Below are 26,421 nucleotides of genomic sequence, written 5' to 3' on the forward strand. Positions count from 1 at the left end.
TAACACAGATTTGCGATGTGGCACAAGAAAAAATTATGACGCCTCATTTGAAAGGTAAGGGGATTAACTAAAAAGCGTTTGTTTTATATAGCAAAAATATGAGGTGAAAATATTTCACGCTTTATCGGCTGGCTGGCAAGTTGTGAACTCCCTTCCAGCGTGGCGAAACATATACGAAATTGCAGCGATATGTTGGAAACAAACGCGTAATAACAATATCTGCTCGATGAAAAAAGCAGGAGGCAGCGAGATAATGCTATCGACAAGGAGGGTCTATGGCGTTGTCAGTAATTTATACAAGAGCGGTGTTAGGTGTCGCCGCTCCGCTTGTCACCGTCGAAGTCCATATCAGCAATGGGCTGCCAGGATTAACCATTGTCGGGCTGCCCGAAACGACGGTTAAGGAGGCCCGCGATCGCGTACGCAGTGCCGTCATCAATAGTGGTTATGATTTCCCCGCAAAGCGGATCACCATTAACCTGGCGCCCGCAGATCTGCCTAAAGAGGGTGGGCGATATGACTTACCTATCGCTATCGCGCTCCTGGCGGCCTCTGAGCAGGTGAACGCGGCGTCACTCGACCATTACGAATTCGTCGGTGAGTTAGCGCTTACGGGCGCGTTACGCGGCGTTCCCGGCGCTATCTCGTGCGTTATGGAAGCCGTGAAGGCTAACAGGCGAATTGTTATTGCGAAAGAGAACGAAGCGGAAGCGAGCCTGGCGGAGACGCAGGCGTGTCTGGTGGCGAATCATCTTCTGGAGGTGTGTGCGTTTCTGGAAGGTAAACAGAGGTTGTTGAACCCTACCCCCCTGGCTGCGCTGGAAGATGAGCACAGAGAGGATTTGCGGGACATTATTGGTCAGGAGCAAGGGAAGCGTGCACTGGAAATTACAGCGGCCGGAGGGCATAACTTGCTTCTGATTGGCCCGCCGGGTACGGGGAAAACCATGCTGGCCAGCCGAATGAGCGGCTTACTTCCTCCGCTCTCTAATACCGAAGCATTAGAGAGCGCGGCGGTGATGAGCTTAATCAATAGCGCAAGCTTGACCCGCCACTGGAAGCGCAGGCCGTTTCGATCGCCGCATCACAGCGCCTCATTAACCGCCATGGTTGGAGGAGGCTCCATTCCTGCACCAGGCGAGATCTCTCTGGCGCATAACGGCGTGCTTTTTCTTGATGAGCTCCCCGAATTTGAACGCCGTGTTCTCGATGCATTACGTGAACCAATTGAATCCGGGCAGATCCATATTTCGCGTACACGGGCAAAAGTCACTTTCCCCGCCCGCTTTCAATTGATCGCAGCTATGAATCCAAGCCCAACCGGCCATTATCAGGGCAAACATAATCGCTGTTCGCCCGAGCAAACGTTACGTTATCTGGGAAAGTTATCCGGCCCTTTTCTCGACCGCTTCGATCTCTCCCTGGAGATACCGTTGCCCGCACGCGGTTTGATGAGTGAACCACAACAAGGGGGTGAAGGCAGCGACGCTGTGCGTGCACGAGTGGTTGAAGCGCAGGCACAACAGCATCAGCGCCAGCAAAAGCTCAACGCGCAACTGGAGAGCAGTGAAACCAGGCGCTTCTGTGCGCTGACGAAAGAAGATGGGAAATGGCTGGAAGAGACGCTGACACGGCTGGGTTTATCTGTACGCGCCTGGCAGCGGTTGCTTAAAGTAGCCAGAACCATCGCGGATCTTGAACAACAGGAAACCATTCGTCGGGAACATTTGCAGGAAGCGCTAAGTTACCGGGCAATCGACAGGCTACTCATTCATCTACAAAATATGTTGGCATAAAAAAAGGGGCCGGAGCCCCTTTCTTCTTAATCCTCGGATTCAGTGTAATCTTCCGCGCCTTCCATCTGCGGTTTTCCACCTGAGAGAGTATGGAAACGCTTCGGACGTTTGATGCGTGCCATATACTTGATCCATACACGTTCAGCTTCCGTGTTGGGTTCACGCTCACCACGGCAAACGGCAACAAACTGGTTCTCTTCTTCAGTCACCGGTTCACGCTTGCCGAGTTCCAGCTCGTTAAAAGCATAACCATGACGTTCAAGCAGTTGCGCCTCTTTGATGGTGAAATCACCGTGACGGGAGAACCCGCGAGGATAATTTTTATTGTCGAAAAAACGATTAGTCGTCGTAAAGCTTTCCGCCATCCTGCACGCTCCTAATTCTTTGGCCGAGCTATTTATGGCGCGGAGTATTAGTTACGCTTGACAGAGTGTAAAACAAAACATTTAAATCATTACGACAAAAAATTTTGCGGAGAAAACAGTGGATACGGAATTGTTAAAAACTTTCCTCGAAGTGAGCAGGACTCGTCACTTCGGGCGCGCAGCGGAAGCACTTTATCTCACGCAGTCCGCGGTGAGCTTTCGTATCCGCCAGCTGGAGAACCAATTGGGGGTTAATCTCTTCACCCGCCATCGTAATAATATCCGCCTGACCGCGGCCGGTGAGAAGCTGCTGCCCTATGCAGAAACGCTTATGAGTACCTGGCAAGCTGCCCGCAAAGAGGTAGCACATACGTCGCGGCATCATCAGTTTTCAATTGGTGCCAGCGCATCGCTTTGGGAATGTATGCTGAGTGACTGGCTCTCCCGGCTTTACCATTTGCAAGATAACCTTCAGTTTGAAGCGCGCATTGCGCAACGACAATCACTGGTAAAACAGTTACATGAGAGGCAACTCGATCTGCTGATAACAACCGAGACGCCAAAGATGGATGAGTTCAGCAGCCAGTTATTAGGCCATTTCACGCTTGCTCTTTATAGCGCCGAGCCAGAGAAGAAGAAAAACGATCTCAACTACTTACGCCTGGAGTGGGGGCCGGACTTCCAGCAACATGAGTCGGGACTGATCGCCAGTGATGACGTGCCGACGTTAACGACCAGTTCAGCAGAAGTGGCGCATCAACAATTACCAAAACTAAATGGTTGTACCTGGTTGCCCGTTTCATGGGCTGAGCCGAAAGAGAGCCTATATCGTGTTGTCGATACAGAGACACTCTCGCGCCCGTTATATGCGATCTGGCTGCAAAACAGTGATAAACAGAGCCAGATAAAGGATCTTTTGAAGGTTAACGTTATCGAATAGGGCGTTCTGGAGGGCAAGGACGCTCTTCAGATCTTTTGAAGTATCAGAAAGGTACTGGCGCAAGAGGGGAGTTGCCTGAAAAAAGGCAAAAAAAAATCCTTAGCAGATGCTAAGGATTATTTCTGGCAGGGGCGGAGGGACTCGAACCCCCAACACCCGGTTTTGGAGACCGGTGCTCTACCAATTGAACTACGCCCCTAATTAGGGTGGCGGAACGGACGGGACTCGAACCCGCGACCCCCTGCGTGACAGGCAGGTATTCTAACCGACTGAACTACCGCTCCACCGAATTTTTCTACAACCACCGGTTTGTTGCCCCGGTTTACTGCTTAATTTGATGCCTGGCAGTTCCCTACTCTCGCATGGGGAGACCCCACACTACCATCGGCGCTACGGCGTTTCACTTCTGAGTTCGGCATGGGGTCAGGTGGGACCACCGCGCTAGTGCCGCCAGGCAAATTCTTTGTGCTCCGTCCTGTGTCTTTTACGCCGCTCCTGCGTTGGCTGCCTTCGCTCGCAACAGTCACATACTTCAGTATGCTCCTGTCGTCTCGTCTCAGTTGCCGCCTTGCTGCTGCGCAAAATCCTTCGGACTTAACATTTAATCTGTATCAGCTGAAAATCTGTCTCTCATCCGCCAAAACATCTTCGGCGTTGTAAGGTTAAGCCTCACGGTTCATTAGTACCGGTTAGCTCAACGCATCGCTGCGCTTACACACCCGGCCTATCAACGTCGTCGTCTTCAACGTTCCTTCAGGAGACTTAAAGTCTCAGGGAGAACTCATCTCGGGGCAAGTTTCGTGCTTAGATGCTTTCAGCACTTATCTCTTCCGCATTTAGCTACCGGGCAGTGCCATTGGCATGACAACCCGAACACCAGTGATGCGTCCACTCCGGTCCTCTCGTACTAGGAGCAGCCCCCCTCAATTCTCCAGCGCCCACGGCAGATAGGGACCGAACTGTCTCACGACGTTCTAAACCCAGCTCGCGTACCACTTTAAATGGCGAACAGCCATACCCTTGGGACCTACTTCAGCCCCAGGATGTGATGAGCCGACATCGAGGTGCCAAACACCGCCGTCGATATGAACTCTTGGGCGGTATCAGCCTGTTATCCCCGGAGTACCTTTTATCCGTTGAGCGATGGCCCTTCCATTCAGAACCACCGGATCACTATGACCTGCTTTCGCACCTGCTCGCGCCGTCACGCTCGCAGTCAAGCCAGCTTATGCCATTGCACTAACCTCCTGATGTCCGACCAGGATTAGCTGACCTTCGTGCTCCTCCGTTACGCTTTAGGAGGAGACCGCCCCAGTCAAACTACCCACCAGACACTGTCCGCAACCCGGATTACGGGTCCACGTTAGAACATCAAACATTAAAGGGTGGTATTTCAAGGTTGGCTCCACGCAGACTGGCGTCCACGCTTCAAAGCCTCCCACCTATCCTACACATCAAGGCTCAATGTTCAGTGTCAAGCTATAGTAAAGGTTCACGGGGTCTTTCCGTCTTGCCGCGGGTACACTGCATCTTCACAGCGAGTTCAATTTCACTGAGTCTCGGGTGGAGACAGCCTGGCCATCATTACGCCATTCGTGCAGGTCGGAACTTACCCGACAAGGAATTTCGCTACCTTAGGACCGTTATAGTTACGGCCGCCGTTTACCGGGGCTTCGATCAAGAGCTTCACCTTGCGGTTGACCCCATCAATTAACCTTCCGGCACCGGGCAGGCGTCACACCGTATACGTCCACTTTCGTGTTTGCACAGTGCTGTGTTTTTAATAAACAGTTGCAGCCAGCTGGTATCTTCGACTGGTTTCAGCTCCGCGAGCAAGTCGCTTCACCTACGCACCAGCGTGCCTTCTCCCGAAGTTACGGCACCATTTTGCCTAGTTCCTTCACCCGAGTTCTCTCAAGCGCCTTGGTATTCTCTACCTGACCACCTGTGTCGGTTTGGGGTACGATTTCGTGTTACCTGATGCTTAGAGGCTTTTCCTGGAAGCAGGGCATTTGTCACTTCAGCACCGTAGTGCCTCGTCATCACGCCTCAGTGTTAAAGTGAACCGGATTTACCTGGAACACACACCTACACGCTTAAACCGGGACAACCGTCGCCCGGCCGACATAGCCTTCTCCGTCCCCCCTTCGCAGTAACACCAAGTACAGGAATATTAACCTGTTTCCCATCGACTACGCCTTTCGGCCTCGCCTTAGGGGTCGACTCACCCTGCCCCGATTAACGTTGGACAGGAACCCTTGGTCTTCCGGCGAGCGGGCTTTTCACCCGCTTTATCGTTACTTATGTCAGCATTCGCACTTCTGATACCTCCAGCATGCCTCACAGCACACCTTCAACGGCTTACAGAACGCTCCCCTACCCAACAACACATAGTGTCGCTGCCGCAGCTTCGGTGCATGGTTTAGCCCCGTTACATCTTCCGCGCAGGCCGACTCGACCAGTGAGCTATTACGCTTTCTTTAAATGATGGCTGCTTCTAAGCCAACATCCTGGCTGTCTGGGCCTTCCCACATCGTTTCCCACTTAACCATGACTTTGGGACCTTAGCTGGCGGTCTGGGTTGTTTCCCTCTTCACGACGGACGTTAGCACCCGCCGTGTGTCTCCCGTGATAACATTCTCCGGTATTCGTAGTTTGCATCGGGTTGGTAAGCCGGGATGGCCCCCTAGCCGAAACAGTGCTCTACCCCCGGAGATGAATTCACGAGGCGCTACCTAAATAGCTTTCGGGGAGAACCAGCTATCTCCCGGTTTGATTGGCCTTTCACCCCCAGCCACAGGTCATCCGCTAATTTTTCAACATTAGTCGGTTCGGTCCTCCAGTTAGTGTTACCCAACCTTCAACCTGCCCATGGCTAGATCACCGGGTTTCGGGTCTATACCCTGCAACTTAACGCCCAGTTAAGACTCGGTTTCCCTGCGGCTCCCCTATACGGTTAACCTTGCTACAGAATATAAGTCGCTGACCCATTATACAAAAGGTACGCAGTCACCCCATAAAAGAGGCTCCCACTGCTTGTACGTACACGGTTTCAGGTTCTGTTTCACTCCCCTCGCCGGGGTTCTTTTCGCCTTTCCCTCACGGTACTGGTTCACTATCGGTCAGTCAGGAGTATTTAGCCTTGGAGGATGGTCCCCCCATATTCAGACAGGATACCACGTGTCCCGCCCTACTCATCGAGCTCACAACCTGTGTGTTTTTGTGTACGGGGCTGTCACCCTGTATCGCGCGACTTTCCAGACGCTTCCACTAACACTCAGGCTGATTCAGGCTCTGGGCTGTTCCCCGTTCGCTCGCCGCTACTGGGGGAATCTCGGTTGATTTCTTTTCCTCGGGGTACTTAGATGTTTCAGTTCCCCCGGTTCGCCTCGTTAACCTATGTATTCAGTTAACGATAGTGCAACGGATTGCACTGGGTTTCCCCATTCGGACATCGCCGGCTGTAACGGTTCATATCACCTTACCGGCGCTTTTCGCAGATTAGCACGTCCTTCATCGCCTCTGACTGCCAGGGCATCCACCGTGTACGCTTAGTCGCTTAACCTCACAACCCGAAGATGTTTCGTAAAACATCATCAGTTGCGAAAATTTGAGAGACTTACGGAACAATTCGCATTGTTCTGTGTTTCAATTTTCAGCTTGATCCAGATTTTTAAAGAGCAAAACTTCGCAGCACACACAGAATGTGTACTCTGAAGTTTTCTTGTGACGAACAGTGAGGATGGTGGAGCTATGCGGGATCGAACCGCAGACCTCCTGCGTGCAAAGCAGGCGCTCTCCCAGCTGAGCTATAGCCCCATCGTAGTTAAATTCTGTACCTTGAATTCGTTTCCGGGCGCGGCGTGATGGAGCGAAGCATACGTAATGTATGTGAGCTTCAGCACAACAAAGCACGGGAGCAAATTTGGTAGGCCTGAGTGGACTTGAACCACCGACCTCACCCTTATCAGGGGTGCGCTCTAACCACCTGAGCTACAAGCCTGCAGAGATTTTCACTGCTCGTTATTTTTCATCAGACAATCTGTGTGGACACTGCAGGGATTGGTTCTTTAAGGTAAGGAGGTGATCCAACCGCAGGTTCCCCTACGGTTACCTTGTTACGACTTCACCCCAGTCATGAATCACAAAGTGGTAAGCGCCCTCCCGAAGGTTAAGCTACCTACTTCTTTTGCAACCCACTCCCATGGTGTGACGGGCGGTGTGTACAAGGCCCGGGAACGTATTCACCGTGACATTCTGATTCACGATTACTAGCGATTCCGACTTCATGGAGTCGAGTTGCAGACTCCAATCCGGACTACGACGCACTTTATGAGGTCCGCTAGCTCTCGCGAGATTGCTTCTCTTTGTATGCGCCATTGTAGCACGTGTGTAGCCCTGGTCGTAAGGGCCATGATGACTTGACGTCATCCCCACCTTCCTCCAGTTTATCACTGGCAGTCTCCTTTGAGTTCCCGGCCTAACCGCTGGCAACAAAGGATAAGGGTTGCGCTCGTTGCGGGACTTAACCCAACATTTCACAACACGAGCTGACGACAGCCATGCAGCACCTGTCTCACAGTTCCCGAAGGCACCAATCCATCTCTGGAAAGTTCTGTGGATGTCAAGACCAGGTAAGGTTCTTCGCGTTGCATCGAATTAAACCACATGCTCCACCGCTTGTGCGGGCCCCCGTCAATTCATTTGAGTTTTAACCTTGCGGCCGTACTCCCCAGGCGGTCGACTTAACGCGTTAGCTCCGGAAGCCACGCCTCAAGGGCACAACCTCCAAGTCGACATCGTTTACGGCGTGGACTACCAGGGTATCTAATCCTGTTTGCTCCCCACGCTTTCGCACCTGAGCGTCAGTCTTCGTCCAGGGGGCCGCCTTCGCCACCGGTATTCCTCCAGATCTCTACGCATTTCACCGCTACACCTGGAATTCTACCCCCCTCTACGAGACTCAAGCCTGCCAGTTTCGGATGCAGTTCCCAGGTTGAGCCCGGGGATTTCACATCCGACTTGACAGACCGCCTGCGTGCGCTTTACGCCCAGTAATTCCGATTAACGCTTGCACCCTCCGTATTACCGCGGCTGCTGGCACGGAGTTAGCCGGTGCTTCTTCTGCGGGTAACGTCAATCGACGCGGTTATTAACCGCATCGCCTTCCTCCCCGCTGAAAGTACTTTACAACCCGAAGGCCTTCTTCATACACGCGGCATGGCTGCATCAGGCTTGCGCCCATTGTGCAATATTCCCCACTGCTGCCTCCCGTAGGAGTCTGGACCGTGTCTCAGTTCCAGTGTGGCTGGTCATCCTCTCAGACCAGCTAGGGATCGTCGCCTAGGTGAGCCGTTACCCCACCTACTAGCTAATCCCATCTGGGCACATCTGATGGCAAGAGGCCCGAAGGTCCCCCTCTTTGGTCTTGCGACGTTATGCGGTATTAGCTACCGTTTCCAGTAGTTATCCCCCTCCATCAGGCAGTTTCCCAGACATTACTCACCCGTCCGCCACTCGTCAGCGAAGCAGCAAGCTGCTTCCTGTTACCGTTCGACTTGCATGTGTTAGGCCTGCCGCCAGCGTTCAATCTGAGCCATGATCAAACTCTTCAATTTAAAGTTTGATGCTCATCGAATTAAACCGTAATGAATTACGTGTTCACCCGTGAGACTTGGTATTCATTTAGTGTCCGAAGACATTAAGAATCCATGTCACCTGAGTGCCCACACAGATTGTCTGATAAATTGTTAAAGAGCAGTGCCGCTTCGCTTTTCGCAGCGGCGCGGGGTGTGCATATTACGCTTTCCCGCTGTGAAGTCAACTGATTATTTTCAGAATTCTTCACCTGACAGGCCGGTGTGTTTGCCGTTGTGCCGTGTCAGTGGAGGCGCATTATAGGGAGTTAATTCCCGCTGACAACCCCTAATTTCAAAAAAGTTTTCAACCGTCTCTTTTTTGCTCAAAACGGCGTTAAACAGCCAGTTTTTCGAGCCTTTCGAAGCCATAGCGCTGCAAAACGGGCAGTAATTGCGCAGTTTCCGGCGTTAAAGCCATGCAATAGGCAATATTACTGTCAGACGATTTAGCCTCCGGCGCTTCATGCTCCAGCAGCCAGGCGGTACGCCGCGCAATAGCCGAACCGGAATCAATCAGCCGCGTCCCTTCCGGCAGCACCTGCAACAGCTCTTCTTGTAATAGCGGAAAATGGGTACAACCCAGCACCACGGTATCCGGCGGCTCCTTCATACGCAGCCACGGGCGCAGAATACGGCGCAACTCCTCAAGCGGCACAGGTTCGCCGTGCAGCTTGCCCTCGGCCAGTTCCACCAGCTCAGCGGAACCCAGCATTTCGATTCGGCACTCATTGGCAAAGCGCGCGATCAACTCATGCGTATAAGGACGCTTCACCGTCCCGCGCGTCGCCAGCAGGCCCACGATGCCGTTTGCCGTTAACCGCGCCGCAGGTTTGATCGCCGGCACCACGCCCACTACCGGGAAGGTGAACTTCTCACGTAGCGCGGGCAGCGAAACGGTACTTGCCGAGTTACAGGCAATAATGGCCAGAGAGAGGGGATAACGTGCCTGAACGGCGGAAACAATCTCGACAACACGTTCAACGATAAACTCCTCGCTCTTCTCCCCATAGGGAAACGCGACGTTGTCGAAGGTGTAGATATAGTGCAAGTCCGGCAGGAGCTGCCGGATCTCGTCATACACGGAAAGCCCACCGACACCGGAGTCAAACACCAGCACGGTGGGCCGCGCGTCAGAAGGTGTAGCTGCCAGACAAGGTGTATTCCCGTCCTGCAGTTTGGTAACCATATGCTGTCTCGTACTCTTTATCGAACAGGTTGGCGATTTTACCACGAACTGTCAGGTGAGAGGTTACAGGATATGAGGCAGAAAAATCGACGGTGCTATAACTTGGCAGAATACGTTTCTCCCCCGTTGTATAATCGTGACGCTTACTGAAATACTCCCAGGCCAGATCCAAATCGACATCATATACAGACCAGTCAAGCTGGTACTTCGCCTGGCGCTGCGCCCTGCGCTGCAACACGTCGTGGGTTTCATCATCACGCGGGTCAATATATTGCAGGGTGACACGGTGGGTGAAAATGCCCGTATCAATATCGCCGGTCCACTCAACACCCTTAATAGTGGCTGACTTAACATTGATATAAGCCTGGTTGCTGTAATCAATGAGATTATCTATCTCATAGCGGTACGCCGAGAGACGCCAGTCCAGCGGACCGGTAAGCCCTTCAATGCCCGCTTCCCACTGTTTCGACTCTTCCGGCTTCAGATTGGGATTCGATGCAATGCCAAACCGCTTCGCGCCGAACTGCTGGCCCAGCGACGGCGCAAGGAAACCGGTGCCGTAAGAAAGCGTCAGGCGATAGTCCGGTACAAACTCCCACCCTGCCGCCGTCTGCCAGGTGCCGTGCCAGCCAAACGTATCATCTTTATCTTCGCGACCGGACGCCTCAAGCGTCACATCGCCTAACTGCTTCATCCCCGTCAGATAGAGCCCAGTGTTATCGCGATCGTAGGCATCGCGGCTGGTCTCGTTGGACGACACCAGGCGCTCCTGCTTCCAGTCCACGCCTGCGCCAACCGAGCCTTTACCGATATCAACGTTATTTGCCCACTGGATATAACGCTGCTCCAGCTCATCCAGCGTCGTGCCCGTATGGTATCGACCATAGATGCTGCTGTAGTTGTAGTCTTTGCTTTTTTGATAGCTCGCCAGCAGCTGAGAAGAGTAGATCCCCTGGCTGAAGTTGAGCCCGGTATCCCAGCCCTGGGCATAGAGCTGACGCTCATCGGCGCTGTACTCCGGCGAAAATGGCGGGCTGCCGAGGTCATAGTCCACGTTATTGCTGAAATCATACCCGCGGAAGAAGCCGTCAAAATTGTCGTTAAACGTATGCTGCACGCTGCCCCAGAAGGTTTTGTTCCGGTAGCCGTCGCGATCTTCGTCATGATCCCAGCTTGAACCGGGCTGCACGTTAAACCCGCGCGTGCCGGTATAGGAGGCCGCACCGGTCACCACCGTGTCGCCAAAACGCTGGCGCACTGTACCGTCGTAGGTTTGATACCCCTTCGAACCGATGCCAGCGTTAATTTGTGATTTCTGATCGCCCGTCAGGGTAATGATGTTTACCACGCCGCCAATCGCGCCGGAGCCATACACCGTCGAGCGCGGCCCGCGGATGTACTCCACACGCTGCACCAGCGAGAGCGGGATCTGGTTGAGTTCGGGACTGTTGCTGATACCCGAACGGCCAACCGGTACACCGTCAATCATCAGCAGAAGATGTTTGGCTTCTGTACCCCGCACATAGACAGAAGAGAGCTGCCCGAGACCGCCGCTTTGCGAGACATCAATGCCCGGAAGGCGGCGTAGAACCTCTATCAATGAACGCGACTGCCAGCGATCAATATCTTCACGCGTAACAATTTCCGTCGGCGCCAACACGGTTTTAAGCGGTTGTTGAAAACGGTTTGCTGTCACCACTAACTGATCCTGACCGCTATCCTGCGCCCAGCCGGAAAACGCCGTGACGGAGAGCGCCGTCAGCAGCGAAGCTTTTTTTATCATTATGTAAGCATCCACATAATAAGAAGGATGCCGCAGGTTCCATCAATAGCTCGCGATGATGACAACCAGATGCGACGTATGCCGGCAGGTCTTCGGGCTCGGAGGTACTACGACAGGCGACTTCCCACCCGCAGGCAGTGTCTGGCCTCTCACCTTTATCCTTACCGCTGCGCGTCAGCCCCAGATTTGCACTGGGTTCCCTTTTAACTCACAGGACCGGAAAAAGGATGCTACATTCCGTTACATATAGATGTCCAGACTGCCACGAGACTATTTCGTTGCGCTGCGGGCTGGACATCCCGTGAGCAATCCCTACAATCCCCGCGTTATTCATAATCTCTCAGGAAGCATCATGACCCCAGAACACCTGCCGACAGAACAGTACGAAGCCCAGCTGGCCGAAAAAGTCGTACGTCTGCAATCGTTGATGACGCCCTTTTCCGCGCCGCTTCCGGAGGTGTTCCGCTCACCCGTCAGCCATTACCGCATGCGCGCCGAGTTTCGTATCTGGCATGATGGGGACGATCTCTACCACATCATTTTCGATCAGCAGACCAAATCGCGTATCCGCGTCGACAGCTTCCCGGCGGCAAGCGAGCTGATTAACCAATTAATGTCGGTGATGATCGAGGCGGTGCGCGACAACAAAACCCTGCGCCATAAACTCTTCCAGATTGATTATCTGAGCACCCTGAGCAACCAGGCGATCGTCACGCTGCTCTATCACAAGAAGCTGGATGCCGAGTGGCAGGAAGAGGCCACGCGCCTGCGCGATGCGTTACGCGCGCAGAACCTGAATGTGCAGATTATTGGCCGCGCCACCAAAACCAAAATCGAGCTGGACCAGGATTTCGTCGATGAGCGTCTGCCGGTTGGCGGCCAGGAGATGATCTACCGCCAGGTAGAGAACAGCTTCACCCAGCCGAATGCGGCGATGAATATTCAGATGCTGGAGTGGGCGCTGGATGTCACGCGTGGGTCGAAAGGCGATCTGCTGGAGCTTTACTGCGGTAACGGCAACTTCTCGCTGGCGCTGGCGCGTAATTTCGAGCGCGTGCTGGCAACAGAAATTGCCAAACCTTCGGTTGCGGCGGCGCAATACAACATCGCGGCGAACCAGATTGATAATGTGCAGATTATCCGCATGTCGGCGGAGGAGTTTACCCAGGCGATGAACGGCGTACGCGCTTTTAACCGCTTACAGGGCATTGATTTGCAGAGCTACCAGTGCGAAACGATTTTCGTCGACCCACCGCGCAGCGGGCTGGATGCGGAAACAGAGAAGATGGTGCAGGCCTACCCGCGCATCCTTTACATCTCCTGCAACCCGGAAACGTTGTGCAAAAACCTGGAAACATTAAGCCAGACGCATACGGTTTCACGCCTGGCGCTGTTTGACCAGTTCCCCTACACGCACCATATGGAGTGCGGCGTCCTGCTGACGCGCAAGTAATCGCGATGCCGGAGGTGATAAAACGCCCTCCGGCTTACCGCTTACTCGGAATCGGAAGCTTCGTACTGACGGCTGCGGTTGCGCAGGCGAAAGCCAATCCAGAACACCAGAATCACCGCCAGCAACGCGGGCAGGAAGTTGGAGCCCATATCCGGATACTCCGCGCGCACCACGGCGCTATAAAGCAGCACACCGAGAATAAAGCAGGCCGCTGAAAGACCCGGTAAACCTACCGGCATGGTGCGATTCTGGTAGCGCTGATGCAGACAGTAGATCGTCAGCACCAGCGAGATAATCGGAAAGAGCGAAAAGGGTACGAGGGAGCTAAACACGGCGGTAAACGTGCCGTTAATCGATAAACCGGCGATCAGCGCCAGCAGCAGCGTACCTTTCTCTTGACCTGACTGTTTCATCATTCATCCTTCACTCGTCGGTTGTTGCGCCATTTTTTCCTGTTCGCGGCGATACCAGTAATATGCGCCCTTTGAAATCATACGCAGCTGTAAAACCAGCCGCTCTTCCAGCTGTTTGCGCTGCTCAGCGCTCACGTCCAGCGCTTCCGCACCGGCGTTAAAGACGATGGTGACCATCGCTTCAGCCTGCGCTTCCGTAAAGGCGCGCGGCATGTGGTTTTCGAGTTCGAGGTAATCGGCAAGTTCCGCAATAAAGTGCTGGATCTCGCGCGCAACCGCTGCACGAAACGCGGCTGACGTTCCGGAGCGTTCACGTAAAAGTAGCCGGAAGGCGTTCGGGTTATTGCCAATAAATTCCATAAAAGTGGAGACCGACGTGCGGATCACGCTGCCGCCTTTGGCAATTCGCTGACGTGCCTGGCGCATCAGCTGGCGCAGCATCAGGCCGCTCTCATCGACCATCGTCAGGCCGAGTTCATCAACGTCGCGGAAGTGCCGGTAAAATGACGTTGGCGCGATGCCCGCTTCACGAGCCACTTCCCGCAGGCTCAGGCTGGTAAAACTTCGCTCAGCGCTCAGTTGGCTGAATGCGGCTTCAACCAGTGACCGCCGCGTTCTCTCTTTTTGTTGCGCTCTTACACCCATCACGATGTTTGAATCCTTCCAGGGGCCCGCTGGCACTATACCAGAGAATAAATCCAAACCGATTGTACTGGATTGTGACGGATTGTTTACGCGCAGATTCTTCTTTTTCAGCGGAAAAAAGCACAGTGATAATTGGGTTATCCCGTGGTTAATGTTAGTATTATGTTGCTTTTATGTATAAGAACAGGTAAGCCTTACCATGCCACATTCCTACGATTACGATGCAATAGTGATAGGCTCCGGTCCCGGCGGCGAAGGCGCAGCCATGGGCCTCGTTAAACAGGGAGCCCGGGTAGCGGTTATTGAGCGCTACCACAATGTCGGCGGCGGCTGTACGCACTGGGGCACCATCCCCTCGAAAGCGCTCCGTCACGCAGTCAGCCGTATTATCGAATTTAACCAAAACCCGCTCTACAGCGACCATACCCGCCTTCTTCGCTCCTCTTTCTCCGATATCCTGAACCATGCCGAAAGCGTGATTAACCAGCAAACGCGTATGCGTCAGGGTTTCTACGAGCGTAACCACTGCGACATTCTGGAAGGCAACGCGCACTTTATTGATGACCACACGCTGGGGCTGGAGTGCCACGATGGCACCGTTGAAACCCTGACGGCGGAGAAGTTTGTCATCGCCTGCGGCTCGCGCCCTTATCACCCGGATGATGTCGACTTCGCGCACCCGCGCGTCTACGACAGCGACTCGATTCTCGATATGCACCACGAACCTCGCCACGTGATTATCTATGGCGCAGGGGTTATCGGCTGTGAATATGCATCGATCTTCCGCGGTATGAATGTGAAGGTCGACCTGATCAACACCCGCGATCGTCTGCTGGCATTTCTCGATCAGGAGATGTCGGACTCCCTCTCCTACCACTTCTGGAACAGCGGCGTGGTGATTCGCCACAACGAAGAGTATGAGCGCATTGAGCCATTAGATGATGGCGTCATCATGCATCTGAAATCGGGTAAGAAGCTGAAAGCGGACTGCCTGCTCTACGCGAACGGCCGCACCGGGAATACCGACAGCCTGCAGCTTGCCAATATTGGGCTGGAAGCGGATAGCCGTGGTCAGCTGAAGGTCAACAGCATGTACCAGACCGCGCTGCCGCATATCTATGCCGTGGGCGATGTGATTGGTTATCCGAGCCTGGCATCAGCGGCTTACGATCAGGGGCGTATCGCCGCGCAGGCGATGATCAAAGGTGAAGCCACCGCGCATCTGATTGAGGATATCCCGACCGGGATCTACACCATTCCGGAGATCAGCTCCGTCGGGAAAACCGAACAGCAGCTCACCGCCATGAAAGTGCCTTATGAAGTGGGCCGTGCGCAGTTTAAACACCTTGCGCGTGCGCAAATCGTCGGCATGAACATTGGCACGCTGAAGATCCTCTTTCACCGCGAAACGAAAGAGATTTTGGGGATCCACTGCTTTGGCGAGCGCGCGGCCGAGATTATTCATATCGGCCAGGCGATTATGGAGCAGAAAGGTGGCGGTAACACCATTGAGTACTTCGTTAACACCACCTTCAACTACCCAACCATGGCGGAAGCCTATCGGGTAGCGGCACTGAACGGCCTAAACCGCCTGTTTTAAGCCATTGTCGAAATGGCCATCCATCGCGCCGCGGATGGCCTCTGCCAGCTGCTCATAGCGGCTGCGCAGCGGCGAGCCTGGACGATAAACCAGCCCAACGGTACGCTTCGGCTCCGGCTTAATGCACGGTAAGTAGACCACGCCATCACGTTTACGCTCGCGCGGTACGGCAAGCGCAGGCAGCAGCGTGATGCCGCTCCCGGCCGCGACCATATTGCGCAGCGTTTCCAGGCTGGTTGCGCGGAAATGGGTATCCTCATCCGCGCCCGCTTCAAAGCAGAAGCCCATCGCCTGATCGCGCAGGCAGTGCCCATCTTCCAGCATCAGCAGCTTTTCACCCGCCAGATCGGCCATTGGCACGCATTCACGGTTCGCCCAGGCGTGATCTTCGTAAATAGCCAGCATCATCGGCTCGTCAAACAGCGGCACTTCAATAAAGGCTTCGCTCTCTTTGACCAGCGCGAGGATCGCGCAGTCGAGCTTACCGCTATCAAGCTGCGCCAGCAGTTGCTGCGTCTGCGCTTCGTGCAGATACATCTCAAGTTTCGGGAAGGTTTGATGCAGCAGCGGAATAATATGCGGCAGCAGATAGGGGCCTACGGTCGGGATCAGCCCGATATGCAGCGGGCCGGACATGGCTTCACCCTGCTGGCTTGCCATCTCTTTCAGCACCTTGACCTCGCGCAGTACCGTGCGCGCCTGGTCCACCAGCAGCAATCCAGCCTGGGTAAAGAGAACTTTGCGGCTGGTGCGCTCAAGCAGCATCACGCCCAGTTCATCTTCCAGTTTGCGGATCTGCCCGCTCAGCGTAGGCTGGCTGACGTGGCACGAGTCGGCTGCACGGCGAAAATGGCGGTGTTCCGCTAACGCCACCAGGTATTCAAGATCACGAATATTCATCTTCATCCTCCGTCGCCACGATAGTTCATGGCGATAGATAGCATAGCAACGAACGATTATCCCTATCAAGCCTTCTGTACAATAATTGGCTCCAGGAAACGTAGCGGTACTGTGTTCTACCCTAACCAGTCACCCTTTTCACTACCGTTTCTCTCTGTACAACTAAAGCCAACGTGAACGTTTTGCGGACCCCGTGTCCGCTTTTTTTTTGCATAAAAAAGCCCGGCGTTACGCCAGGCTCACTCTGTTTCCACGCTTATCTCACACCAGGCGCGCTTTCGCTTCAGCAATCGCCCGCGCAACCTGCGTCGGGGAAACGCCCCCTTTCGCCGCGCGTTTATCCAGGCACGATTGCAGGGCAAGGATTGGGTAAACATCGTCACCAATCACCGCACTGAACTGTTGCAGGTCGGCAAGCGCCAGCTCCTCCAGCGGTTTACCCTGACGAATCGCCTCTACCACAGCCTCACCCACAATATGGTGTGCTTCACGGAACGGCACGCCTTTAGCGACCAGGTAGTCAGCTAACTCGGTCGCATTGGCATAACCCTGCTGCGCCGCTTCCTGACAACGCGGGCGTTTCACCTGAATACCATCCAGTACCAGCGTCGCCATATGCAGGCAGTCAAGCCAGGTATCGAGCGCGTCGAACAGCCCCTCTTTATCTTCCTGCATATCTTTGTTGTAGGCCAACGGCAGCCCTTTCAGCGTCATCATCATGCCGGTCAGCGCGCCCTGAACACGGCCACATTTGCCGCGGATCAGCTCCAGCGCATCCGGGTTTTTCTTCTGCGGCATTAAAGATGAGCCGGAAGTGACGCGATCGGAAAGCTCAACAAAGCCCGCTTCGCCGGAGTTGAAGAAGATCAGATCTTCGGCAAAACGCGACAGATGCACCATACCAATCGAGGCATCGGAGAGCAGTTCAAGCACGTGGTCGCGATCGGAGACGCTGTCGAGGCTGTTACGGGTAGCCGACGCAAAACCTAACCAGCCCGCCAGCTGTTCGCGATCGATCTCATAAGCGGTGCCCGCCAGCGCGCCGCAGCCCAGCGGGCTGACATCCAGACGCTTCAGCGCATCCTGCAAACGGCTCTCATCGCGGGCCAGCATCTCAACGTAGGCCAGAGACCAGTGCGCAAAGGTGACCGGCTGGGCGCGTTGCAGGTGCGTATAGCCCGGCATGACGGCGTCCTGATTGTTCTCTGCGGTCACCACCAGCGCGCTCTGCAACTGGCGGTTGGCCAGCAGCAGTTCACTGATAGTCTCTTTGCACCACAGTTTTAAATCCGTCGCGACCTGATCATTACGGCTGCGGCCGGTATGCAATTTCTTGCCCAGTTGGCCCACTTTGTCGATCAGCTTGCCTTCCACCCAGCTATGAATATCTTCCGCATCGCTTTGCAGGATCTGCTCCGGATTGGCGCGTACCTCTTCCAGCAGAGTGTTCAGCGCCTCTTCCAGCTGCTGCTGTTCGGCTTCCGTCATCACGCCAACGGTGACTAACGCTTTGGACCAGGCCACAGAGCCAACGATATCCTGCTCCGCCAGGCGGTAGTCAAAGCGCAAAGAGTCGTTGAACTGTTTGAACCGTTGATCCGCTGCCTGAGTAAAACGCCCGCCCCAAAGTGCCATAATATGCTTCCTTCTTTTTCTACGTTTTGCCGGATGGCGCCTGCGCTTATCCGGCCTACATAAGTGTGTCTGTGATTAAGCCAGAATACGGGTGCCGATCGGCGTGCCGTTAAACAGTGCCGGCAGTTGCTCGGCGTGACGCCAGGAGGCGATATCCACCGGACGACCCAGCGTGCGCGCCGCATCCAGCGCCGCATTCACTTTCACGATCATGCCATCGGTAATAATGCCCTGCGCAATCAGCTGCTCTGCTTTAGCCGCGGTCATCTCGGCGATGCGCTGGCCTTTGCCATCAAGAATACCGCTCACGTCGGAGAGCAGAATCAGATCCGCGCCCAGGGTCGCCGCCAGCGCCGTTGCCGCCTGATCGGCATTAACGTTCATCAGCTTGCCTTCATCGGTCACGCCGATGGAGCTGACGACCGGCAGGAAACCGCCCTCCAGCAGGGTGTTAATCAGCTTCGGCGAGCCCGGCTGCGCTAAACCGACATGGCCAAGCTCTTCATCCAGTTGGGTAACGCTGACGCTGTCGCCATCACCGAGGAACAGACCAACCGAGGCGATATGATGTTTCTTCGCCCACGCCAGCAGCGTTTTGTTGGCGGTGCCCGCCAGCGCGCCGGTAATGATGTCAATCTGATCGGCAGGCGTTACGCGCAGGCCATTCTTCTTCTTCACCGGCAGATTGAGCTGCTTCATTAACTCATCCACCACGCAGCCGCCGCCGTGAACGATCACCAGCGGGCGCTGATGGGCTTCGCGATACTGCACCAGGGCGGTAAATAAACGCTCCAGCGCTTCTTCGCTATCCAGCAGTACGCCACCGAGCTTAATAATTAATGGATTCATCATCACGCCTGTTCGATTAGATAAGAGACTGGGTTTCAGCATAGCCGAAACGAATATTGGCACACTGCATCGCCTGCGCCGCCGCGCCTTTCAGCAGGTTATCTTCCGTCGCCACCACAATCAGGTGCTCGCCCTGCACGGCAAAGCCGATATCGCAGAAAGGCAGGCCGACCACGTTTTTCAGCGCCGGGACGCCTTTTTCATACAGACGCACCAGCGGTTTGCCGTCGTAAGCCTGTTTGAACACGGCTGCGATTTGCGCATGGGTCACGCCCGGTTTTAAGCGGCAGGTGATGGTTTCCAGGATCCCGCGCGGGAAGCTTGCCAGGTGCGGCGTGAAGATCACGTCCGTACCAAGGTGCGTGGCGATTTCCGGATGGTGGCGATGGTTGAAGATGCCGTACGGTTGCAGGCTCACTTCACAGAAGCTGTTGGAGAGCGCGGCTTTGCGCCCTGCACCGCTGACGCCACTGGTGGCGTTGATCACCGGCCACTGGTTGAGATCCAGCAGGCCCGCATCGATCAGCGGTTTTAAGGAGAGCTGCGCCGCCGTCGGGTAGCAACCCGGCACGGCAACCAGCTGTGCCTCTTTGATTTTTTCATGGTTCCACTCCGCCAGGCCGTAGACCGCTTTTTCGAGCAGATCGGCATGCTGATGGGTAAAGCCATAGAAGGTTTCATAAAACGCGGGATCGTTCACGCGGAACGCGCCGGAGAGATCGAACACCACGCAGCCAGCCGCCAGGCAATCCGGCACCAAATCGTGGCTCACTTCATGGGCGGTTGCGAGGAACACCACATCCACACCGGTCAGAAAATCCTTGATATCGGCCATCGGCTGCAGCGGCAGATCGACAATGCCCTTCAGCTGCGGATGTAAATCGGAGAGACATTTTCCTGCATCATTACTTTGCGCAGAAACCGTCAAAGCGGTTATGTTCATATGAGGATGGCGATTTACATAGGACACAAGTTCTGCGCCGGCGTAACCGCTGGCACCCACAATTAATGTGTTCAACATCGGTGCGGTCTACCTTCTTACGTCATGTTCGGATCTGGAAGGGCGCATTCTCCCTCCCGCGTCGCTGAGCAAAGTCGCCTTACGGGTTCCCATACGCTCAACATTATTGTATTTTTATGCACATTTACTGCATGAATATTGATACTATCACGAACTCAGGTATGTCAACAATGAAAATGAATTTGCCGCCATTTATCGAGATCTACCGCGCCCTGATTGCCACTCCGTCGATCAGCGCAACGGAAGAAGCGCTCGATCAGAGTAATGCGTCTTTAATCAATCTGCTGGCAGGATGGTTTGGCGATCTTGGGTTCACTGTTGAAGTGCAGCCGGTACCCGGCACACGTAACAAATTCAATATGCTTGCCAGCGTCGGCAGCGGCGCGGGCGGTCTGTTACTGACCGGCCATACGGACACCGTACCGTTTGACGACGGGCGCTGGACGCGCGATCCCTTCACCCTGACCGAGCACGACAACAAGCTCTACGGCCTCGGCACAGCAGACATGAAAGGCTTCTTCGCCTTTATTCTTGATGCCCTGCGTGACGTCGATGTGACAAAACTGAGCAAGCCGCTCTACATCCTCGCTACCGCCGATGAAGAGACCAGCATGGCGGGCGCGCGCTACTTCTCTGAGAATACGCAGCTGCGCCCGGATTGCGCCATTATCGGCGAGCCAACCTCACTGCAGCCGGTTCGCGCCCATAAAGGCCACATCTCCAACGCCATTCGCATTCTTGGTCAGTCCGGCCACTCGAGCGATCCGGCGCGTGGCGTCAACGCCATTGAGCTGATGCACGATGCCATCGGCCATATTCTGACCCTGCGCGACAACCTGAAAGAGCGTTATCACTACGAAGCGTTCACCGTTCCCTACCCAACGCTTAACCTGGGTCATATTCATGGTGGTGATGCGGCAAACCGTATCTGCGCCTGCTGTGAATTACATATGGATATTCGTCCGCTGCCGGGAATGACGCTCGACGATCTCAACGGTCTGCTTAATGAAGCGCTGGAGCCGGTCAGTTCGCGCTGGCCGGGCCGCCTGAATGTTTTTGAACTCCATCCTCCAATCCCCGGTTATGAATGCCCGCCGGATCATCAACTGGTTGAAGTGGTGGAAAAACTGCTCGGCGTCGAAACGGAGGTGGTGAACTACTGCACCGAAGCGCCGTTTATCCAGACGCTCTGTCCGACGCTGGTCCTCGGCCCTGGTTCCATTAACCAGGCGCATCAACCGGATGAATACCTGGAAACGCGCTTTATTAAGCCAACGCGCGAGCTTATTACCCAGGTTGTGCACCATTTCTGTTGGCATTAAGCGCGACAAAACAGATGAATATTCCCCTCTGCTGAGGGGATTTTTATGCGCCAAAATAGTGCATTTCATAAGCGAAACTTATCTGCAGCGAAGGGTGTTAACTTTCATAAATTCCCGTGATTTATTCGTTTGCTGAACCGATTTCGCCGCAATTGACGTAGTGAGTTTTACGTGGCTTTATAAAAGACGGTGTCTTATATCTGCTCAACGGCGGGTATAACAAAACAAAATGAGATGGGGTGTCTGGGGTAACATGAACGAACAATATTCCGCGTTGCGTAGTAATGTCAGTATGCTCGGCAAACTGCTGGGAGATACCATCAAGGATGCACTGGGCGAGAACATTCTCGACCGCGTCGAAACAATCCGTAAGCTGTCCAAATCTTCTCGCGCCGGCAACGAAACCGACCGCCAGGCACTGCTCACCACCTTGCAGAATCTCTCGAATGATGAGCTGCTACCGGTGGCCCGCGCATTCAGCCAGTTTCTGAATCTGGCGAACACCGCCGAGCAGTACCACAGCATTTCAGCGAAAGGCGAAGCGGCCAGCAACCCGGAAGTGATTGCCCGCACCATCAGAAAGCTGAAAGACCAACCTCATCTCAACGAATCCACCATTATCAATGCGATTGAATCCCTCTCGCTGGAGCTGGTACTGACCGCCCACCCGACGGAGATTACGCGTCGCACCCTGATCCACAAGATGGTGGAAGTGAACGCCTGTTTAAAACAGCTCGATAACAGTGATATCGCTGATTATGAGCGCCACCAGCTGATGCGCCGTCTGCGCCAGCTGATCGCCCAGTCCTGGCACACGGATGAGATCCGCCGCAACCGCCCAAGCCCGGTAGATGAAGCGAAGTGGGGCTTTGCGGTGGTGGAAAACAGCCTGTGGGAAGGGGTGCCGAACTACCTGCGCGAGCTGAACGAACAGCTGGAAGAGAACCTCAATTACAAGCTGCCGGTCGATTTTGTCCCGGTGCGCTTTACCTCCTGGATGGGCGGCGACCGCGACGGCAACCCGAACGTCACCGCCGATATCACCCGCCACGTTCTGCTGCTTAGCCGCTGGAAAGCGACCGATCTCTTCCTGAAAGATATCCAGCTGCTGATTTCCGAGCTGTCGATGGTTGAGTGTACCGATGAGCTGCGCGAGCTGGCCGGTGCCGAAGGTGCCCGCGAGCCGTATCGTTACCTGATGAAAAAACTGCGCAGCGATCTGATCGCGACGCAGAGCTGGCTGGAAGCGCGCCTGAAAGGGCAGAAGCTGCCGAAGCCTGCCGGGCTGCTGACGCAAAACGAGCAGCTGTGGGAGCCGCTCTACGCCTGTTATAAATCCCTGCAAGCCTGCGGCATGGGCATTATCGCCAACGGCGAACTGCTTGATACTCTGCGCCGCGTGAAGAGTTTCGGCGTGCCTTTAGTGCGTATCGATATTCGCCAGGAGAGCACCCGCCACACCGAAGCGCTGGGCGAACTGACCCGTTATCTCGGCATCGGCGATTACGAAAGCTGGTCAGAAGCCGATAAACAGGCCTTCCTGATCCGCGAACTCAACTCCAAACGTCCGCTGCTGCCGCGCCAGTGGGAGCCAAGCGAAGAGACGCGTGAAGTGCTCGACACCTGCCGGGTGATCGCCGAAGCGCCGCGCGGATCGATTGCCGCCTATGTGATCTCAATGGCGAAAACGCCCTCCGACGTGCTGGCCGTGCATCTACTGTTGAAAGAGGCCGGTATTGGCTTTGCGCTGCCGGTTGCGCCGCTGTTTGAAACCCTCGACGACCTGAACAACGCCAATGACGTGATGAGTCAGCTGCTCAATATCGACTGGTATCGCGGCTTTATTCAGGGCAAACAGATGGTGATGATTGGCTACTCTGACTCCGCGAAAGATGCGGGCGTGATGGCCGCAAGCTGGGCGCAGTACCAGGCTCAGGACGCATTGATCAAAACCTGTGAGAAAGCGGGCATTGAACTGACGCTGTTCCACGGTCGCGGTGGATCTATCGGCCGCGGCGGCGCACCGGCGCACGCGGCTCTGCTCTCACAACCGCCTGGCAGCCTGAAAGGCGGCCTGCGCGTCACCGAACAAGGCGAGATGATCCGCTTTAAATATGGTCTGCCGGAAGTGACCATCAGCAGCCTCTCCCTCTATACCAGCGCAATTATGGAAGCCAACCTGCTGCCGCCGCCGGAGCCAAAAACCGAATGGCGTCACATTATGGATGAGCTGTCGGCCATCTCCTGCGAGATGTACCGTGGTTATGTGCGCGAAAACAAAGACTTTGTGCCCTACTTCCGCTCGGCAACGCCGGAGCAGGAGCTGGGCAAGCTGCCGCTGGGTTCGCGTCCGGCTAAACGTCGCCCAACCGGCGGCGTCGAGTCGCTGCGCGCGATTCCGTGGATCTTCGCCTGGACGCAGAACCGCCTGATGCTGCCGGCCTGGCTCGGCGCGGGCGCAGCGCTGCAAAAAGTGGTGGAAGATGGCAAACAGAGCGAGCTGGAGGCAATGTGCCGCGACTGGCCATTCTTCTCTACGCGCCTTGGCATGCTGGAGATGGTCTTCTCGAAAGCGGATCTGTGGCTTGCGGAGTATTACGATCAGCGCCTGGTGAAACCAGAGCTGTGGCCGCTGGGCAAAGAGCTGCGTAAGCTGCTGGCGGCCGACATTAAAGTGGTGCTGGATATCGCCAACGATTCGCATCTGATGGCCGATCTGCCGTGGATTGCTGAATCTATCCAGTTACGCAATATCTACACCGACCCGCTCAACGTCCTGCAAGCCGAGCTGCTACAACGCTCGCGTCTGGCAGAAGAGCAGCAAAAAGAGCCTGATAGCCGCGTCGAGCAAGCGCTGATGGTGACTATCGCTGGCGTCGCCGCCGGGATGCGTAACACCGGCTAATTCTCTCGCCCCGCTTTTGTTAACCGATTGCAGCATTTTTATCTTTTGGGTAAAAATGCTGCAAATTATGGTTGTCATATATCCTTCACATTCCTTATATTCCTCGCGAAATTCTCACGCTTTGATGAGTTTCTCTACAACTTATCCGCCTGAATGATGAGATTCAGGTTTGCTTAAGCTTTAGCCGCTATGTTTTAGCGCTATTTATTCGCACAGGCACTTCGTATGCGCTCCACACAAACTCACGCTAAACAACCGTTTAGTGTGAAAGCCCTTGGATGGGCTCTGCTCTATTTTTGGTATTTCTCCACGGTTCTGCAGGTCGCTATCCTGGTTAGCGGATACAGCGGCACCAATGGTTTTCGCGACTCCATTCTGTTTAGCTCACTGTGGTTAATCCCGGTCTTCCTCTTACCACGCTATACGCGCGCCATTGCCGCAGCCATTGGCGTGGTGCTGTGGGCCACCTCGCTGTCGATGCTTTCCTACTACGTCATCTATGGGCAGGAGTTCTCGCAGAGCGTGTTGTTTGTGATGTTCGAAACCAACACCCATGAAGCGAGCGAGTTTTTAGGTCAATACTTCAGCCTGAAGCTGGTGCTGATTGCGCTGGCCTACACCGCGGGTGCGATCTTCCTCTGGACTCGCCTGCGTCCGGTTTACATTCCTAACCCGTGGCGCTGGGTTGTCTCTTTCGCCCTGCTGTATGGGCTGATCCTCAATCCGATTGCAATAAACATGCTGAAATATAAGCAGGATCTTGCTAAGGCTTCCTCAGGATTAGCCTCCAAGCTGGAGCCTGCCGCGCCGTGGCAGCTGGTGATGGGCTATGTGCAGTATCGTAACCAGTTGAGCAGCCTGAACAGACTGCTCGACAGCAACCACGCCCTGCCGCCGCTGGCAAATCTGAAAGATGAGTCGGGCGATGCACCGCGCACGCTGGTGCTGGTGATTGGTGAATCGACGCAGCGTGGCCGCATGAGCCTGTATGGCTATCCGCGCGAAACCACGCCGGAGCTGGATGCGCTGCATAAAAGCGACCCGCGCATGAGCCTCTTTACTAACGTAGTGACTTCGCGCCCCTACACCATCGAGATCCTGCAACAGGCGCTGACGTTCGCCGATGAGCAGCATCCCGATCTCTATCTGACGCAGCCCTCGCTGATGAACATGATGAAGCAGGCCGGGTACAAAACCTTCTGGATCACTAACCAGCAGACGATGACCGAGCGCAACACCATGCTGACCGTCTTTTCAAAACAGACGGATGTGCAGTTCTATATGAACCAGCAGCGTACGCAGAGCGCCCGCGAATATGACACCAACGTGCTGAAGCCGTTTAAAACCGTGCTCGCCGATCCTGCGCCGAAGAAGTTCATCATTGTGCACCTGCTCGGCACGCATATTCGCTACGACTTCCGCTACCCGCAGGGCTGGGGCAAGTTTACGGATAAGCACGACCATCAACCGCCGGGGCTGGATGCCGATCAATCCGAGACTTACAACAACTATGACGATGCTAACCGCTTTAACGATCATGTTGTCTCCTCGCTGATTAATGATTACAAGGCGACCGACCCGAACGGCTTCCTGCTCTACTTCTCCGATCATGGCGAAGAGGTGTATGACACGCCGCCGCACAACATTCAGGGGCGCAACGAAGCGGAGCCGACGCGGCATATGTACACCATTCCGTTTATCCTCTGGACTTCGGATAAGTGGCAAGCGGCGCATCCGCGGGATTTCTCCGCCGATCTCAACCGCAAATACAGCAGCTCACAGCTGATCCACACCTGGTCTGATTTAGCAGGCCTGCGCTACGACGGCTATGACGCCACGCGCTCGGTAGTCAGCCCGCAGTTCGTTGAAGCGACGCGCTGGATCGGTAACCCGTATAAGAAAAACGCGTTACGAGATTACGACGCGCTGCCGTACGGCGATCTCCCCGCCAACCAGTAAGCGTGTAAAG

16 protein-coding genes, 4 tRNA genes, 3 rRNA genes and 1 riboswitch are annotated in these 26,421 nt (G+C 54.9%); of the genes, 7 read left to right on the forward strand and 16 right to left on the reverse strand.

Annotation, left to right across the window (positions count from 1 at the left end; all coding sequences use genetic code 11):
* Positions 1-275: 275 nt before the first annotated feature.
* Positions 276-1,796: a YifB family Mg chelatase-like AAA ATPase gene (locus EH164_RS21665; RefSeq protein ID WP_124970904.1), complete on the forward strand. Its 1,521-nt coding sequence runs from the start codon at positions 276-278 to the stop codon at positions 1,794-1,796.
* Between the two features lie 26 nt (positions 1,797-1,822).
* Here EH164_RS21665 and EH164_RS21670 read toward each other — a convergent pair whose 3' ends face one another.
* On the reverse strand, positions 1,823-2,161 hold the full coding sequence (locus EH164_RS21670) for a DUF413 domain-containing protein (RefSeq protein ID WP_023479578.1): 339 nt from the start codon (positions 2,159-2,161) through the stop codon (positions 1,823-1,825).
* 118 nt (positions 2,162-2,279) lie between these two features.
* On the opposite strand from EH164_RS21670, the gene hdfR reads away from it, so the two are divergent.
* Positions 2,280-3,101 (forward strand): HTH-type transcriptional regulator HdfR, encoded by an 822-nt coding sequence (hdfR, locus tag EH164_RS21675; RefSeq protein ID WP_124970907.1) that lies wholly within the window; start codon positions 2,280-2,282, stop codon positions 3,099-3,101.
* Between the two features lie 123 nt (positions 3,102-3,224).
* Here hdfR and EH164_RS21680 read toward each other — a convergent pair.
* The 9 genes from EH164_RS21680 to btuB all read right to left on the reverse strand — a co-directional run bounded on the left by EH164_RS21680 (position 3,225) and on the right by btuB (position 11,709).
* A tRNA-Trp gene (locus EH164_RS21680) sits at positions 3,225-3,300 on the reverse strand.
* Between the two features lie 8 nt (positions 3,301-3,308).
* Positions 3,309-3,385, reverse strand: a tRNA-Asp gene (locus tag EH164_RS21685).
* A 55-nt stretch (positions 3,386-3,440) separates the two neighbouring features.
* Positions 3,441-3,556: ribosomal RNA gene (rrf, locus tag EH164_RS21690) — 5S ribosomal RNA — on the reverse strand.
* 203 nt (positions 3,557-3,759) lie between these two features.
* A 23S ribosomal RNA gene (locus EH164_RS21695) occupies positions 3,760-6,666 on the reverse strand.
* Between the two features lie 178 nt (positions 6,667-6,844).
* Positions 6,845-6,920 (reverse strand) — tRNA-Ala (locus tag EH164_RS21700).
* 107 nt (positions 6,921-7,027) lie between these two features.
* Positions 7,028-7,104 (reverse strand) — tRNA-Ile (locus EH164_RS21705).
* A gap of 73 nt (positions 7,105-7,177) precedes the next feature.
* A 16S ribosomal RNA gene (locus tag EH164_RS21710) occupies positions 7,178-8,719 on the reverse strand.
* Together the 16S, 23S and 5S rRNA genes with 4 tRNA genes alongside form the textbook arrangement of a ribosomal RNA operon.
* A gap of 355 nt (positions 8,720-9,074) precedes the next feature.
* Positions 9,075-9,926, reverse strand: coding sequence for a glutamate racemase (murI, locus tag EH164_RS21715; RefSeq protein ID WP_023479359.1), 852 nt, complete (start codon positions 9,924-9,926; stop codon positions 9,075-9,077).
* Complete coding sequence (btuB, locus tag EH164_RS21720) at positions 9,871-11,709, reverse strand: TonB-dependent vitamin B12 receptor BtuB (RefSeq protein ID WP_124970910.1); 1,839 nt, start codon at positions 11,707-11,709, stop codon at positions 9,871-9,873. Before btuB ends, murI begins: the two co-directional genes overlap by 56 nt.
* A gap of 65 nt (positions 11,710-11,774) precedes the next feature.
* Positions 11,775-11,945, reverse strand: a riboswitch (cobalamin riboswitch).
* Positions 11,946-12,061: 116 nt separating this feature from the next.
* Here btuB and trmA point away from each other — a divergent pair.
* Entirely contained in the window at positions 12,062-13,162 is a 1,101-nt protein-coding gene (trmA, locus tag EH164_RS21725; RefSeq protein WP_124970913.1) for a tRNA (uridine(54)-C5)-methyltransferase TrmA, read from the forward strand.
* Between the two features lie 41 nt (positions 13,163-13,203).
* Here trmA and EH164_RS21730 read toward each other — a convergent pair whose 3' ends face one another.
* Complete coding sequence (locus tag EH164_RS21730) at positions 13,204-13,575, reverse strand: YijD family membrane protein (RefSeq protein WP_023479341.1); 372 nt, start codon at positions 13,573-13,575, stop codon at positions 13,204-13,206.
* Between the two features lie 3 nt (positions 13,576-13,578).
* Positions 13,579-14,223 carry an HTH-type transcriptional repressor FabR gene (gene fabR, locus EH164_RS21735; RefSeq protein WP_034812619.1) on the reverse strand — a complete coding sequence of 215 codons (645 nt, stop codon included), beginning with the start codon at positions 14,221-14,223 and terminating at the stop codon, positions 13,579-13,581.
* A gap of 196 nt (positions 14,224-14,419) precedes the next feature.
* Between fabR and sthA the strand changes: the two genes are divergently transcribed.
* Positions 14,420-15,820 (forward strand): Si-specific NAD(P)(+) transhydrogenase, encoded by a 1,401-nt coding sequence (gene sthA, locus EH164_RS21740; RefSeq protein WP_023479370.1) that lies wholly within the window; start codon positions 14,420-14,422, stop codon positions 15,818-15,820.
* On the opposite strand, the gene oxyR is transcribed toward sthA, so the two are convergent.
* The 4 genes from oxyR to argC all read right to left on the reverse strand — a co-directional run bounded on the left by oxyR (position 15,803) and on the right by argC (position 20,225).
* A complete protein-coding gene (gene oxyR, locus EH164_RS21745) occupies positions 15,803-16,720 on the reverse strand; it encodes a DNA-binding transcriptional regulator OxyR (protein WP_124970916.1) in 918 nt (305 codons plus the stop codon). The two genes, sthA and oxyR, sit on opposite strands and share 18 nt — an antisense overlap.
* A 261-nt stretch (positions 16,721-16,981) precedes the next feature.
* Complete coding sequence (gene argH / locus EH164_RS21750; protein ID WP_124970919.1) at positions 16,982-18,355, reverse strand: argininosuccinate lyase; 1,374 nt, start codon at positions 18,353-18,355, stop codon at positions 16,982-16,984.
* Between the two features lie 75 nt (positions 18,356-18,430).
* Positions 18,431-19,207 carry an acetylglutamate kinase gene (gene argB / locus EH164_RS21755; protein ID WP_124970922.1) on the reverse strand — a complete coding sequence of 259 codons (777 nt, stop codon included), beginning with the start codon at positions 19,205-19,207 and terminating at the stop codon, positions 18,431-18,433.
* A 13-nt stretch (positions 19,208-19,220) separates the two neighbouring features.
* Positions 19,221-20,225, reverse strand: a complete 1,005-nt coding sequence (gene argC / locus EH164_RS21760) for an N-acetyl-gamma-glutamyl-phosphate reductase (protein ID WP_124970925.1) — start codon at positions 20,223-20,225, stop codon at positions 19,221-19,223.
* A gap of 170 nt (positions 20,226-20,395) precedes the next feature.
* Between argC and argE the strand changes: the two genes are divergently transcribed.
* The 3 genes from argE to EH164_RS21775 all read left to right on the forward strand — a co-directional run bounded on the left by argE (position 20,396) and on the right by EH164_RS21775 (position 26,411).
* Positions 20,396-21,547 carry an acetylornithine deacetylase gene (argE, locus tag EH164_RS21765; RefSeq protein ID WP_023479340.1) on the forward strand — a complete coding sequence of 384 codons (1,152 nt, stop codon included), beginning with the start codon at positions 20,396-20,398 and terminating at the stop codon, positions 21,545-21,547.
* A gap of 253 nt (positions 21,548-21,800) precedes the next feature.
* Entirely contained in the window at positions 21,801-24,452 is a 2,652-nt protein-coding gene (gene ppc / locus EH164_RS21770; RefSeq protein ID WP_124970928.1) for a phosphoenolpyruvate carboxylase, read from the forward strand.
* Between the two features lie 225 nt (positions 24,453-24,677).
* A complete protein-coding gene (locus EH164_RS21775) occupies positions 24,678-26,411 on the forward strand; it encodes a phosphoethanolamine transferase CptA (RefSeq protein ID WP_124970931.1) in 1,734 nt (577 codons plus the stop codon).
* Positions 26,412-26,421 lie beyond the last annotated feature (10 nt).

Origin of the sequence: Kosakonia sp. CCTCC M2018092, from assembly GCF_003864115.1 — a bacterium.
GTDB classification, from domain to species: Bacteria; Pseudomonadota; Gammaproteobacteria; order Enterobacterales; family Enterobacteriaceae; genus Kosakonia; species Kosakonia cowanii.

What these genes read in the sequence shown, in the direction of transcription:
- EH164_RS21665 (WP_124970904.1), top strand. Translation starts at nt 276, where the DNA reads ATGGCGTTGTCAGTAATTTATACAAGAGCGGTGTTAGGTGTCGCCGCT.
- EH164_RS21670 (WP_023479578.1), bottom strand. Translation starts at nt 2,161, where the DNA reads ATGGCGGAAAGCTTTACGACGACTAATCGTTTTTTCGACAATAAAAAT.
- murI (WP_023479359.1), bottom strand. Translation starts at nt 9,926, where the DNA reads ATGGTTACCAAACTGCAGGACGGGAATACACCTTGTCTGGCAGCTACA.
- btuB (WP_124970910.1), bottom strand. Translation starts at nt 11,709, where the DNA reads ATGATAAAAAAAGCTTCGCTGCTGACGGCGCTCTCCGTCACGGCGTTT.
- trmA (WP_124970913.1), top strand. Translation starts at nt 12,062, where the DNA reads ATGACCCCAGAACACCTGCCGACAGAACAGTACGAAGCCCAGCTGGCC.
- EH164_RS21730 (WP_023479341.1), bottom strand. Translation starts at nt 13,575, where the DNA reads ATGAAACAGTCAGGTCAAGAGAAAGGTACGCTGCTGCTGGCGCTGATC.
- sthA (WP_023479370.1), top strand. Translation starts at nt 14,420, where the DNA reads ATGCCACATTCCTACGATTACGATGCAATAGTGATAGGCTCCGGTCCC.
- oxyR (WP_124970916.1), bottom strand. Translation starts at nt 16,720, where the DNA reads ATGAATATTCGTGATCTTGAATACCTGGTGGCGTTAGCGGAACACCGC.
- argH (WP_124970919.1), bottom strand. Translation starts at nt 18,355, where the DNA reads ATGGCACTTTGGGGCGGGCGTTTTACTCAGGCAGCGGATCAACGGTTC.
- argB (WP_124970922.1), bottom strand. Translation starts at nt 19,207, where the DNA reads ATGATGAATCCATTAATTATTAAGCTCGGTGGCGTACTGCTGGATAGC.
- argC (WP_124970925.1), bottom strand. Translation starts at nt 20,225, where the DNA reads ATGTTGAACACATTAATTGTGGGTGCCAGCGGTTACGCCGGCGCAGAA.
- argE (WP_023479340.1), top strand. Translation starts at nt 20,396, where the DNA reads ATGAAAATGAATTTGCCGCCATTTATCGAGATCTACCGCGCCCTGATT.
- ppc (WP_124970928.1), top strand. Translation starts at nt 21,801, where the DNA reads ATGAACGAACAATATTCCGCGTTGCGTAGTAATGTCAGTATGCTCGGC.
- EH164_RS21775 (WP_124970931.1), top strand. Translation starts at nt 24,678, where the DNA reads ATGCGCTCCACACAAACTCACGCTAAACAACCGTTTAGTGTGAAAGCC.